The following is a 13,998-nucleotide window of genomic DNA, read 5'->3' as shown; positions in this document are numbered from 1 at the left end:
CACCTATTGTTTTGTCACTTTCCAAAGTACACCTGTATGACCATATGCATGAATATAACCTTCAGTAATTGGAGAATGACCAAAATCTAGAATATATAAGCTTTTCCCATCAGGATGGAACTTACAATCAACAGGTCTTTCAATTCCTCCATTTTGATGATAGGAAGCTGGCCCAGAATGTTTATTTCGTAAAAAGACTTCTGATTTTCCATTTTTAACATTTACTCTTACAATTTGAAATCCGTTATCAAGATCTTTCTCATGTGGTGAATTTAGTGGTGCATATGTACCCCATTCTGTTACAAACAATTCGCCTCTGTGTCCAAAGAAGTCTGATTTACAAAAGTCCATTTTTGTCATAGCTGAATGTGGTTTTTCCAAATAAACAGGAGGACCTGCCCATTCTGGTAGATTTTCGATTAATTGCTCTGCTGCTTTACCTTTTGCTGGTTTACATTTTTCATCCCAAACAGGCACACCATCAGCTCGCATCTCTGGGAAACCATACCAATCGGGCGTTTTTACTGATCCATGTGAAGTCTTTGCATTACGAATATGCCAAATACGATCAGGATCTCCAGCTATTGCTCGTTCGCCTTTTTCCTCGAGACAATTATCAGAAGCATATAATTCACCGTCTTCACTAAATGCTAAACCATACGGATTTCGTAAGCCCCATGCTATGAGCTCAACCTCAGAGCCATCTGGCTTAGAGCGCCATAGACCTGTTGAACACCACAACTCTCCTTTAATTTTTTCTCCCTTTTTGGCAGGTGTACCAAATGGCTTAAAAGCACCTGTTTCAGTTAAAAATGGAAACGGCATAAGTGGGTTTCTTGATGTCACATTATTACCTGTTAATGTAATATCAACACCTGGAATATCATGTACTTCTGGGTGTTTTGCAAAATCAACAGTAAAACCAGCTGGCAAGCACACACCATTTTGTGAAACAGAGCCATTAGCAAAATACATTAAACCATCGTGTGGGCTAAAAACAGGTCCGCCTGGTTCATGCCAACCACCACTTGGGATTTTCTCAATTAACACTTCTCGTTCACGTGTTTTCACATCGTATCGAACAACTCTTGCAAGATAACCACCTTTACAAGAAACATATAAATAACCATCTTTATATGTAACTCCTCTTGGACCACCAAGTGTTTCAACAGCAAATACTTCAAGCTCTTTTTTATCGGTATCTAATTTTAAAATCCGTGGGGGTAAAGCTGGTCGAGTTGGCCAAGTACTTCCACCTTCTAATATGTATAATGATCCATTATCATCAAATCCCATTCCAGTTGGAAAAGATAATCCTGCAGCTACAACTTCAACTTTATATCCTTCAGGGACATTAATATCGTCAGGATTAATATACGGTCTAGCACTTGTAGGCAAATGTAGAACCTGTTCCTTTATTTTTTTAGTTGAGATCTTCATCTTTATTAGCTCCTTTTACAAAACCCAATTTTTTACTATTATGGAAAATATCAATTTCAGTATCGGCTAATAATGGAGGAACTATTCTCTTATATTGAACAAAAGAAAACTAAAAAGAACTAGGAACGAGTGCTATTATAAAGGAAGGGATTTCGTGAGAAAACGGCAGATATTGTTAGTTAATTGAAAAGTAAATAGAATAATTTTTAGACATAAAAAACATCTACCATTAAAGTAAAGGGTAGATGTTTTGAATCGTATTGAGTAAAAGCTATCTCTATATAATCATTGATGACTTTAAAATTTCTTCAAGCTCTTTTAAATCATGTTGAGATAAGGATACATCAGTTGCTTTCAGATTTTCTTCGACTTGTTCCTTTCGTTTACCACCTGGGATGACTGAATCTATCCCTTCTTGTGCTAATAACCATGCTAATGCAAGATTAGACACGTTTGTTTCTTTTTTAGCGGCAAATTCTTTTAGAAGATCAACTTTTTTCAATACGCCTCCAAAATTCTCTTCATTAAATAATGGCACAGATTGTCTCCAATCCCCTTCTGATAGTTGAAAATTGTTTGTGTAATGTCCACCAAGTAGACCGAATGCAAGTGGTCCATAAGGAATAAACGATATATTATTTTCAACACAATATGGAAGTAAATCTTCCTCAGCAGATCGATCAAGCATATTATAGGCTGATTGCAATGCTGAAATGTCGTTATGAGCGTTTGCTTCCTTTAACTGATCTAAAGTTAGGTTTGAAACTCCAATAGCTTTTATTTTCCCTTCCCGTTTTAGCTTTGATAGTTCACCAATGCTTTCAGCTAAAGGTGTAACATTATCGGGAAAATGAAGATAATATAAATCAACATAATCCATTTTTAATCTCTTCAAGCTATTTTCAAACGCTTGGCGAAGATAAGCTGGATTATTATCAATTTTTACTGTACCATCTTCATACCAATGGTTGGCTCCCTTAGTTGCAATAATGTAATCTTCTCTGTTGAAGCCAGATAGTACTTCTCCAACTAATTCCTCAGAACGACCTTTTCCATAAATATCAGCTGTATCGATAAAAGTGATACCAAGGTCTAGCGCCTTGGCCACCATTTGCTTACCTCCTTCTTCATTTAAATTAGTAAACAAATTATGGCCTCCAACAGCATTTGTACCAAGTCCTATTTCAGAAATACTTATGTTTGTTTTTTTCAAAATATTAAATTTCATTATTCTATTCTCCTTTTTTGCTTAGTAGTTCAATAGTATTAAATGGAAATTTCAGAAAAACCACTAAAAACTATTTTATATGGAGTTTCCTTTATTTTTTTGAGATTGTGGCTGCAATAGTAATGTGAAGACAATAGTTAGTTGTGATTTTCTTTTGTGAGCTTTATAGTGGATAAGGGCTTCATCAACTGTATTAAGACCTTTTATTAAGATAATTTGATGTGTAAAGTCATAATCAATGTATTTTATGTAGATTCTAGATGAGATACTGTATGACGATAAAAAGCTAAGAATTTCACTTAGCTTTTCAAAATCATATTATCGTGTGAAAGCACAACCTTATAGTTTAATAATTAACCCCTATTTTCCCAGAACCTCACGAACAACCTTTTCCGCAATTAAATGTCCTTGTAAATCACGCTCATAACCATCATAATTTTCAGCACCATTCCTCACTGATTTTAGAAAAGTGGAGATGATTGCATGAAATCCTCGCTTATGTAGTGTTGGCTCCCAATCGTTAGAGCCGTAATCTAAGATTTGTTTATCTTTATGTGTATAAACTTCACTGACATTTTTGACCACTCTTGTTTCATTAGCACACATGACTTCGACTTTTTCTTCTGATGTACCAGCTTCTCGGTTCATAATACCTATTGCTGTTCCTTCCTCTGATTGTAGCTGAAGAATTACATGATGAAGTTTGCCGTCTTTATGCTTCCCTTTGATTGAGATATTTTTAATTTCATAAGGAAACAAATGAAGAATTGTGTCAATCACATGAATAAAGTCGTCAAATACAAAAGTACGAGCGTCAGCAACTTGATGTCCACGGTTTTTTTGCATCACAATTAAATTCGGCTCTTTTACTTCTGTTAACTTCAGGTATGGAGGCGCATAACGTCGATTAAAGCCTACCATTAGAATTAACCCTCTACTTTTCGCTTTGTTAATTAATCTCTCAGAGGATTCACCTTCTGCAGTAATTGGTTTATCAACATAAACATGGATATTATGATCAAGTAATTGATCGATGATTTCTTCATGAGAAGACGTAGCAGAATGGACAAAAGCTGCTTCAATACCACTTGCCAACCACTTACTTATTTCAGAATACGTATGTTCAAGCTTATATTGAGATGAAATTTCCGATAACGTTTCCTGATTTCTCGTACAAATATGTAATTCAACATCTTTTATTTGAGCTAAAACAGGTAAATATGCTTTTTGAGCAATATCACCAATTCCAATCATACCTATTTTCATGAAATCACCTCTATTTTGAATTTGATTAAGCGGAAGCTATATCTTTTCTTTACAAAGTATACCATATGAAAATTACCACGAAGCAGCGTATTAATTTCAATTATTTCTTGATATAATGCTACGTAGAAAAAAGAAAGTCAGGTGTAAAATGAGATCTCTTACAGTGATTTTATCAATACTAACACTTTTCATTCTTCCCGCATGTTCTAATAATAACTACGAACAAGCTATGGATAATGGAATTCAGCAGCTAGGAGAAAAAAATTACCATCAAGCATCAATTTTTTTGAACTAGCTTTAAATGAAAAAAAGGTGACAAGAAGCACGGAATTATTATGATCAAGCAACAAAAATGAACAGTGCCTTAAAAGACTTTGAAGCAAATAAAAACGAATCAGCCATCAAAACACTTGATATGATTTTAGCTCATAAAAGTGGATTAAAAACAATTCAAAAAGAAGCACAAAACTTAAAAGAGGAAATTACAACAAAACAAAATCAGCTCTCATCTTTGGATCAAAGAATAGAGCTAATTAATAATCTTATAGAAAAAAACAATTACAGTGAAGCAAAAGAACAACTAAAGCAGTTGGAAAAAACGATTCTATCTGATGAAAAACTAGCTTCTTATCAATCTGATATAAATCAGTTAACGGAAAAAATCGAAAAACAAGAAACAGATACGAAAGAAAATAAAAAACAAGAAGAAAAACCAGTTGAAAAAGAGAAGAATATTAAAGAAAAGGAATTACCCTATAAACAATATAGTAATGATCGATTTGGTTTTTCCTTTAAAGTACCGTCATCATTATCAATGGCTCCGCCACCAACGAATGGAGATGGTGTGACTTTCTTTAATGAAGAATTCGAGGTTACTGCTTTTGGTGCACATATAAATGAAGAGGATAAAACTGTTGAAGATTTTTATCATGAAGAGATCAATTCGGTTTCAGTTCCCATTGCCTATCAAAAAATCACAGAGGATTGGTATGTTTTATCATATGAAGAAAATGGAGTAATTACCTACAAGAAAAACTTTTTTGGCAATGGAATAATGAACTCGTTAATTCTGACGTATCCAGTTGATACACAAACAAAATATAATGAAATAGTAACTTATATTACAGAGTCTTTCCAGCCTTCCTTTTAATAAAATGAGACGGGAACACAGTTAGTACTGTGTCCCCATTAAACCTACAAATCCATTGCATTTAAAATTTCTTTTAATTGTACAATTTCCTCTTTTGAAAGAGTAAGTCCTTTCCCCATTTTAACGTGATTTTCATCCCAGTCTCGAAGATCATATTTAGGTTCTCGATCATTCCAGCTAATCAAATTAAGTTCTCTCTTCCAGCCTTTTTGACCTTCAGATATAGTTGCGATATTTTCTATAATTTCGAATTTAATATTTGCCATCGTTATTCTCCTATCTATCTCATTTAATTATTATTTTACATTTATTATATCTTTTTAGATTGGATATCCATCAAGAATTTTCACAGTTACTAGCACTTGACCTTCTATTGCTGAATTCTCTACCTCAAGAGCAGTACCTTCTTTCTTTATTGAAACGTAAACTGTTTGATCTAGATGATAAGCAAACGCCTCTACTTTTCTTCATCGAAGCTTTTAAGAAAGAAATATCAGTTTTTTAGTATTTCATACTGAAGAGATAGTAATTTTCGTATCAATTCTATAGATTAAAGCTTATTGTAGCTTATTGTAGCTTATGTAATCTTTATGTTTTTAAAAATTGATTTACAAAATTCATGTAACGTAAAAAATATTCCTCTATTAATTATGACTAAAAAACCCTTAAAACACTAGAGTTCTCTCCTAATATTACCTCTTGTAATCTAATTGTAACACTATTCGAATTTTTTCTTACATAGAAATAAGACAAGAGTTCAAAAAACGAAATCTACTAGGAGGACTATATTGTGAAAAAACTAATCTTTTTACTAACATTCCTGACAACTCTGTTTATGGCTGTGCCATCATTTGCTTATACTGTTCAAAAAGGTGATACAATGTCAGAAATCGCTAAACAAAATGGATTATCTTTAACTGAATTAGCCAAGGCAAATCCTCAAATAAAGAATCTTGATTTGATATATATTGGACAAGAAATTCATTTAAATACAGCAAATACCCCACCTCAAAAGCCAAGTAGAGGAAAAAACACCTCACATAAAATATCTGGAATTTCCCAATCAGACTTTGATTTATTGGCTAGAATTGTACGAGCCGAAGCCCAAACAGAACCTTTCGAAGGAAAAGTAGCTGTAGCTAGTGTTGTACTGAATCGAGTAGAAAGCCCTAAATTTCCTAACACTATAAAAGAAGTTATCTATCAACGCGGACAATTTCAGCCAGTAGCAAATGGACAAGTTAACAAACCGGCCGATCAAGAATCAATCAAAGCCGCACAAGCAGCAATATCAGAAATGAGACATATAGCAAAAGACGCATTATTCTTTTATAACCCAGATATCGCAACAAGTAGGTGGTTAGACACAAGAGAAACAACTGTTGTTATTGGGCAGCATGTGTTTAAGAATTGATTTTCCTTACCAAGACTTATATAAATGATTAAATATATTAAAATGAGTTAGACTCAGTTCATGGTTCTTAGTCGTAAAGTTTGTCGTTTTTTGTCTAATCGCTGATAAATTTGGAAAATCGCTGATAAATTTTAATAATCGCTGATATTTATTAAAAATCGCCGATAAAGTAAAAAACTAGCAGATGTCAAGTCTGCTAGTTGGCAATTTCATTTGGTTTCTTGCTCAATATTCTTTAAAACCTCATGAAAAAGGTCTGGATGGTTTGTGAATATACCATTAACTCCCCATTTTAATGCTTTTTTCATATCTTCACTTGTATTTATCGTGTAAGGATGGATTTGTAGTCCACTTTTTCTTACTTTTTCAATATATTCTTGATTAATTTCTTTAAAGCTTGGACCTACACCTATTGCATTTTCTTTAATGGATGCAAGCTGAAAATCACTAATCCTTTCTGGGCTTGAATCTGGTAAAAGCTGAACTAATGGGATGTGTTCGTTTAGCTTATGGATTTTCTTCAGGCTTTCTGTACTGAAGGACTGGAGTATTACATAACTTGGTTCTCCATTAACTCCTGTTAAGTTATATTTTTCAAGTAACTTCAGTAACTTTTCCTCCATTCCAGGATAAACGGTTGGTGATTTTGTTTCTATGTAATAGTTAGCACCTTGACCAAATGCTTTGAACACTTCTTCTAATGTTGGTACTTGTATATCTTCATATTCATTTTTTGCATAGTGTGGGTACTTTTCATTAAACCATGAACCAGCATCTAGTTGCTTGATTTCTTTAAGAGTCATATTTTTGACTAATCCAGTACCATTTGTAGTTCGATCTACCCTTTCATCATGCATTGAGATAAGATGTCCATCACTTGTCATCTGAAGATCAATTTCAATAAAATTCCCATTCATCTTCTCGCCCATTTGATAAGAAACTAGCGTGTGTTCTGGCGCATAAGCTGATGCTCCGCGATGTGCTACATTCACTATTTTTTCATGTGATGATGTAAGTGAATTTATTTGATTGATGGAATTACTACTTGGAATACTATCTTGAAAAGCCATACCGAACGTCCAAAAAAGCACAAGCATTCTTTTTAACTTAACCATTCGACCACCAGCTCCTTAAAGTAAGTATACAACTTTCTTTAAAGATCAAATGTAAATTTAATAATCTGAGATTGTTAAATTTAATTTACAATAAGTTTATTAATAATGCTGTTTCTACAGCTAGCTATTTTAAAAATGACTTAACCACTTTATTTAATTTCATCGCATTTTCTCCCGGATCTTCTGCTAAGCTAATTTCCGATATAACAGCAACTCCATTTCCACCATGTTCGATTACAGGCGACGCATTTTCAGCAGTTATTCCCCCGATACCTACAATGGGAATTTCGATATTATTGCTTCTAACTTCTTTAATAAGCGCTGTTCCTTGTGCTGTTTTAGCATCTTCCTTTGTTGTGGTTGAGTAGATTGGTCCAATTCCAACATAATCAGCACCTTCTGCAATAGCTTTTTTGACTTCTTCAAGATTGTGAGTAGAAACACCAAGTATTTTATTGTCTCCAATTTTTTTTCTAACTTCCTCAGCTGATCCATCATCCTGTCCTATATGTATACCATCTGCATCAAGTGCTAATGCCAATTCAATATCATCATTTACAATAAAAGGAATATTGTTTATTCTGCAAATGTTTTGCAACTGCTCTGCAAATTTAAATTTTTCATTTCCGGTAAGAGCACCTGTACCTTTTTCTCTAAATTGAAAAAGAGTAATTCCACCTTTAATTGCTTGCTGCAAAACAAGTGCAGGATCTATCTTACAATTGTTACTTCCCATAATAAAATATACATTTAATAGCTTTTGCATTCTGTTTTTTGCTATTCTTGACACTTTCTTACCCCCATATTTTCGAATAATTATACATGTTAAATCTTTTCAACCTTTGCAAATTGATGAATATCTCCCGGAGAAACACTTGCTAATTTGTTTAATAATTCAACCTGAAAGCTTCCAGGTCCCTGATCTAAAGCTTGATCTGCTGCTAATTCTGCTGCAACCCCATACATAGTAATTGCTGAAACTGATGCAACTAGCAAATCCTTTTCAACAGCTGAAAATGCACCAACAATTGAGCTTAATAAACATCCAGCACCAGTAACCTTAGTCAAAATAGGATGTCCATTATGAACAAGATACGTTGTTTCTCCATCTGTAATGACATCATCTTTTCCGGTAATAATGACTGTGGTATTCAGTGTTTTTGCTGCATTTTGCGCTAACTCCACAACATTTCCTGTTCCTTCCCCAGCATCTACACCTTTAATTGCCCATTCTGTTCCTATCACGTTAGCAACTTCTGCTGCGTTTCCTCTTAAAATTGAGATCGATAATTCATCAACAATACGACGAGATGTTTCTGTACGATAAGGTGTTGCACCTGCACCCACTGGATCGAAAATAATTGGTACACCATATTCATTCGCAGATTTTCCTGCTATCAACATCGCTTCAATCTCGTCATTTGATAATGTTCCGATATTTAACACAAGTGCACCTGCAATTTTTGCCATATCAGCCACTTCTTCTTTTGCATAAGCCATAACTGGTGATGCGCCTAATGCTAAAAGTCCATTGGCCGTAAAATTTGTTACAACAACATTTGTAATGTTATGAACAAGTGGGTTTTTCTTTCTTACCTTAGTTAATGTTGCTTCAATTTTTTCAATATTCATCTTGTATCCGTCCTTCCTAAATCGTTTTTATCCATCAATATAAACCAGAAATTATATAAAATCATTGAAAAAAGCACTTTGCATATAGCGCAAAGTGCTCATAGTTGACCTACTCACATTCCCTACGCTGGCATTACCCAACAGGTTATCACGGTCCGCAACGTAATAGTTGCAATCTCAGCCAGCTTCCACTAGCACCCGAAAGATTCAATTAAATGTAGTTTACTTAATTAATAGGAAAAAAACAAGGATTTACGATTTCTTATTATATTCATAATTAGTCAAGCTCACAAAAATGTAAAAAGAATCCACTAATAAATGTGGATTCCTACGATGTTACATCTATTATCAATCCTCAATAAATGGAGCATCTTTCAAGTGGTTCGTTTGTTCTCTTAAGTAGTGGGTAAAATGTTCATAACGAACCCAAGACATTGGAATTTTCATTTCCAATTCATCTGCTTTATTGTAAATAAAAATAAAACGATTTGATTTCACTACCTTTTTTATATTTACTAAAGGTAAAGTGCTTTCTTTTTTCCTCTTTTTAAATAATAAATCAAAGCCACCAATTGCAATCCAACTATTTTTATTTAAGTTTTTCTCAATTAACGTACCTATCAGCGCAATGATGGTAGCAACGAGTGGAACGTATAAGTTTTCTTTTGAAATTCCTTCAAATAACAATTGAATCCACCGTAAAACAACGATTCCATAGAAGAACCACAGTCCTTTACTAATCTTTCTATGGCTAACATAAAATAATGATTGTTCAAGCTCTTTTTGATCATCATTCCGATTTTTGAAAAAAGCTTGTTTATGCTCCTCAATGGTCAGTGAGTCAAACTCAACAAATTCAGTGTATGTTCCTTCCCAGGAATAAGCAGAATCTTCACCATCTTCAAGGCTATAGGCACCTACCCATCCAATATATGAAATGTCTGACTCGATAAATTTGACTAAATAATACCGAACTGGCTGGCCATAGGAATTTTCCGTATCAACTTTATCAATAACTGTTATCTCTTCTGTATATTTGGTTGTATGAGACTCTTCATCTTCTATGTTCAAAATATGATAAAACATTTTTGTTTTAGCTAAAAGTGCTTGTTTGTTCTCGAGTATTGGATAAAGATGTTCTTTATTAGCATCCTTTAATTCAAAATAAATCATTTCGGCACTTTCAATATGTTTGGCAACATTAACCATCATACTTTTTTCTATTGGTATATTTTTGTCAATACATACTAATATTGCTTCAGATTTAATCAATGGGTCATGAAATTGTGTTGCTTCTAACAAGAGCTTTTCTGTTTCTTCAGTAAAATAATAGCTCATCAAACTTATAAGAAATCTTAGCTCGTTTCGCAAAGTGTGATAACGTTCTTTCCAGGCTTTATAAACAAACTCTGTTTTGTACTCATTATTGTACGGCAAAAAAGCTTCTCTCTTGTTTCTATACTCTTCAACAAGTATCGGAATAAGCTCAGCTTTTTTGAATCCTTGATCTATACCAGATTCATTCAGAGATAAAAGTAGCTGGAAAAAAGTATCTTTATAGTGTACAGATTTAAATAGATTCATATTTTTTGCTAATAGATTTTTAACTAACACTGGATATTGAGCAAGTTCTTCAACAGGTAGAGTCAGCTCTTCAGTTTTTAAAACCAGCTGAAGTATATTTTCTAATTCATAAATAACTTTATCATCTTCTGTTAATAACAAAAAACTGATTGCTCGTTCTTTAGCGAATGGATGGAACCCATCAAAGTACTTCAAAACAGCTTCTATCACTTCTTGCATTAAAAAGTCACATGCAAAATCAATTAAATAATAAGAAGGGATATCCCACTTATCAACTGGCTCAGGAAAATCACGTGACGCAAGCTTCACTATATCTACTAATACATCAACTTGTACTTCTAAGCTTTCATCACCTTTTAAATAGGCAAGTTCGTCTAATCCGTTATATCTCTTCTCAGGATCTGAGCTTTTTATTTGCGACATAATTTTACGCAATTTTACTTCTTTCATTGATATTCCCCTTTTAATGTAAAATGGTAGAGAAGCATGTAACAATTTATTTTAATACGGACAAACTGATGCGTCAAAAGGTTTTTTATAGAAAAAAATTACTAAGGATATTGTGACTTACAATGAATCCTTCGAGTAATCATTAAAGGAAATCCTCAAAAAAACAAAGAGATACTCTGACCAGTGTGATACTGGAAAGAATATCTCATTTATATCTAATAACATTTGTCTACTATAAATTTAAAGATTCTTTTCATTAACCTATTCCTTACTTCATATACCGATATTCCATCAAGCTATTCAAAATAGAAACTTCCTGTAGTAATTCCTCACCTACATTAGTTTCTAGCACCTTTTTTCGCTCTAGTTCTTTATCAACGATTCTTTTTACTGATAACACATCGGTACCATTTAACAAAACTTCTTCTTTTGAATTGAAATGCTGATGTGCGACAAGCTGCATGCCAAAAGAATTATATAATAATGTGTAACCAGCAATTCCTGTGGTTGATTGATAAGCCTTTGAAAATCCGCCATCAATCACGATCATCTTTCCATTAGCTTTAATGGGATCTTCTCCATTAATTTCTTTTACTGGTGTGTGACCATTTATGATATGACCTTGATTAGGATCTAGTTCAAATTCTGCTAGTATTTTTTCACAGGTTTCCTCTTTTTCACGTAAATGATAATAAGGATTTTTCTTTTCTTTATGTGTTGTTTTATCTCTAATAAAGTATCTTTCAAAGGTGGTCATCGCTCTTTTTCCAAACAGTGATGAATATTCACCTGTCCACAAATACCAAACCATATCTGTTGCAAGATCATCAGTTTCTTCAGGATGTGCAAATGAATGACGTAAATAACGTTCAAAAATATCAAGTAATTCACGACCTGCATATTCTTTATTTTCTATCAGCATTTTCTCCATATTTCCATCTTCATCTAACGGAATACAGCCGTGTATTAATAAATTTCCGTTATATCTTAAATAGAGACTGCCTTTTTTCATAAGAAAATTCATATGTCTTGCAAGCTTTTCTGAATGCTGAACAGAAAATAACAGCTTGTCTATGACTTGTTTTTCTTCTTCTAATAATTGATCAGGCTGTAAAGGATTGATTGTTGCAAAACATGGATTTTCTAATGGATATGTTTTTTCTTGAATTGTAATCTCATTTTTCTCGTAATCTATTTTTTCAAGTAAAAGCCTTTCTGACATATTAAAGGTTGGTCGTCGTTTGATAATTGGACTTTCAAGTTTAAATTGAATGATAGAAATTGCTTGATGGATTTTTGTAATTTGTAATCTTTCTTCTTCAAATATTGTTTCATCTGAATGAACTTTTGGTCTAAAAGCTGGATTATCTTGATAATATTTTTCCGCTAAATTAAGAAGAGGTCTAAGATTGATTCCATAAACATCTTCAATGATATCTAAATTGTTGTATCTAGCACAAATTCGGATAATATTTGCTAAACAAACCTTTGATCCAGCAAAAGCACCTAGCCATAGTACATCATGGTTGCCCCACTGAATATCAACAGAATGATAATTAATGAGTGCTTCCATAATTTGATCTGGCTCTGGTCCACGATCATAAATATCTCCCACAACATGAAGATGATCAACAACCAATCTTTGAGTTGTATAAGCAAGACCTGTAATAAGCTTGTCAGCTTGTCCAAGAGAAATAATTTGCTGAACAATTTTAGCATAATAAGGCTCTTTAAAATTTGTGAATTCATCTGTTTTATAAAGTAATTCTTCTATAATATAAACAAACTGATCTGGCAAGGCTTTACGTAATTTTGAGCGTGTATATTTTGAGGAGGCATAAGAAATGAGTTTAATCATACGCTCAATGATAACTGAGTACCATTGCTGTAGCTCTTTTTCATTATCAAAATCATTCTTAATAAGCTGTAATTTTTCTTCAGGATAATAAACTAAGGTGGCAAATTCTTTAATTTCTTTTTCTGTAAGTACTTTTTTATAAATATCTTCTATTTTCTCTTTTACTTTCCCTGATCCATTTCTTAGCACATGCTGAAAAGCTTGATACTCTCCGTGTAAATCGCTAACAAAATGCTCTGTCCCTTTTGGTAGATTTAGAATTGCTTCAAGATTAATAATTTCTGTGACCACTTTTTCTTCACAATCATATTTCTGCGATAATAGATCTAAGTATTTTGTGTTCAAAACTATGTATCCCCCTTCGCAACTACCCCTCTATTTTACACTACGAAATATAGATTAAAATACTACTATTTGTATTATATAAACCGTATCTTAATTAATTTCAGTGTCTTTTATTATCTTATAAACTAGTATATCAGATACTGAATTTTCTAAAAAGTTAAATGATCTTTGAAATGTGAGATCAATAACTATCGCATGTGATCTTGAGTTAATCATGTACATTTCATCAATGGAGTAAAAATGGGTGCTCATGACCTGGATTTTCTTTTTAGTGGTCGACAATTTATGCTATTTATTTGATTGGGTCGCAATTCCAAGTTAATAACGCGTTAATTTTCTTTTATGATCTATTTTGTCTTTTTAATGATTTGTATTTCTTCGAATGGCGCGCAATTCCGAGCTGATGACTTGTAATTTCTCTTTTATGATCTACATTTTCTCTATAATGGTCAACATTTCTTTGATTACAGCTCACAACTTTACTTTTGACCTGTAAATTGGTTTTTTTTGTAACAA

At 33.0% G+C, this 13,998-nt stretch carries 11 protein-coding genes; 2 read left to right on the top strand and 9 right to left on the bottom strand.

What is annotated here, in order from left to right; all coding sequences use genetic code 11:
* Positions 1-3: 3 nt before the first annotated feature.
* The 3 genes from JOC75_RS04095 to JOC75_RS04085 all read right to left on the bottom strand — a co-directional run bounded on the left by JOC75_RS04095 (position 4) and on the right by JOC75_RS04085 (position 3,934).
* Positions 4-1,440, bottom strand: a complete 1,437-nt coding sequence (locus JOC75_RS04095; protein WP_204952823.1) for a PQQ-dependent sugar dehydrogenase — start codon at positions 1,438-1,440, stop codon at positions 4-6.
* Between the two features lie 277 nt (positions 1,441-1,717).
* Positions 1,718-2,668 carry an aldo/keto reductase gene (locus JOC75_RS04090; protein ID WP_204952822.1) on the bottom strand — a complete coding sequence of 317 codons (951 nt, stop codon included), beginning with the start codon at positions 2,666-2,668 and terminating at the stop codon, positions 1,718-1,720.
* Positions 2,669-3,028: 360 nt separating this feature from the next.
* On the bottom strand, positions 3,029-3,934 hold the full coding sequence (locus tag JOC75_RS04085) for a Gfo/Idh/MocA family protein (protein WP_204952821.1): 906 nt from the start codon (positions 3,932-3,934) through the stop codon (positions 3,029-3,031).
* Positions 3,935-4,286: 352 nt separating this feature from the next.
* Here JOC75_RS04085 and JOC75_RS04080 point away from each other — a divergent pair, with 352 nt between their 5' ends.
* Positions 4,287-5,084: a coiled-coil domain-containing protein gene (locus JOC75_RS04080; RefSeq protein ID WP_204952820.1), complete on the top strand. Its 798-nt coding sequence runs from the start codon at positions 4,287-4,289 to the stop codon at positions 5,082-5,084.
* A 44-nt stretch (positions 5,085-5,128) separates the two neighbouring features.
* Here JOC75_RS04080 and JOC75_RS04075 read toward each other — a convergent pair whose 3' ends face one another.
* Positions 5,129-5,350, bottom strand: a complete 222-nt coding sequence (locus JOC75_RS04075) for a YdbC family protein (RefSeq protein WP_204952819.1) — start codon at positions 5,348-5,350, stop codon at positions 5,129-5,131.
* A 524-nt stretch (positions 5,351-5,874) separates the two neighbouring features.
* Here JOC75_RS04075 and JOC75_RS04070 point away from each other — a divergent pair.
* Positions 5,875-6,498: a cell wall hydrolase gene (locus JOC75_RS04070; RefSeq protein WP_204952818.1), complete on the top strand. Its 624-nt coding sequence runs from the start codon at positions 5,875-5,877 to the stop codon at positions 6,496-6,498.
* Between the two features lie 209 nt (positions 6,499-6,707).
* Here the strand turns inward: JOC75_RS04070 and JOC75_RS04065 are convergent, their stop codons facing one another.
* From JOC75_RS04065 to fbp, 5 genes are all read right to left on the bottom strand, one after another.
* Positions 6,708-7,613, bottom strand: a complete 906-nt coding sequence (locus JOC75_RS04065) for a glycerophosphodiester phosphodiesterase (RefSeq protein ID WP_204952817.1) — start codon at positions 7,611-7,613, stop codon at positions 6,708-6,710.
* A 124-nt stretch (positions 7,614-7,737) separates the two neighbouring features.
* Positions 7,738-8,403, bottom strand: a complete 666-nt coding sequence (gene thiE, locus JOC75_RS04060; RefSeq protein ID WP_204952816.1) for a thiamine phosphate synthase — start codon at positions 8,401-8,403, stop codon at positions 7,738-7,740.
* Between the two features lie 35 nt (positions 8,404-8,438).
* A complete protein-coding gene (gene thiM, locus JOC75_RS04055; protein ID WP_204952815.1) occupies positions 8,439-9,245 on the bottom strand; it encodes a hydroxyethylthiazole kinase in 807 nt (268 codons plus the stop codon).
* Between the two features lie 348 nt (positions 9,246-9,593).
* Positions 9,594-11,279 carry a hypothetical protein gene (locus JOC75_RS04050; RefSeq protein ID WP_204952814.1) on the bottom strand — a complete coding sequence of 562 codons (1,686 nt, stop codon included), beginning with the start codon at positions 11,277-11,279 and terminating at the stop codon, positions 9,594-9,596.
* Between the two features lie 268 nt (positions 11,280-11,547).
* Complete coding sequence (gene fbp / locus JOC75_RS04045; RefSeq protein WP_204952813.1) at positions 11,548-13,482, bottom strand: fructose-1,6-bisphosphatase; 1,935 nt, start codon at positions 13,480-13,482, stop codon at positions 11,548-11,550.
* Positions 13,483-13,998 lie beyond the last annotated feature (516 nt).

Source organism: Metabacillus crassostreae (assembly GCF_016908395.1).
GTDB lineage: Bacteria > Bacillota > Bacilli > Bacillales > Bacillaceae > Metabacillus > Metabacillus crassostreae.
Note: the sequence above shows the minus strand (reverse complement) of the source record. Positions and strands in the feature narration are given on the sequence as shown.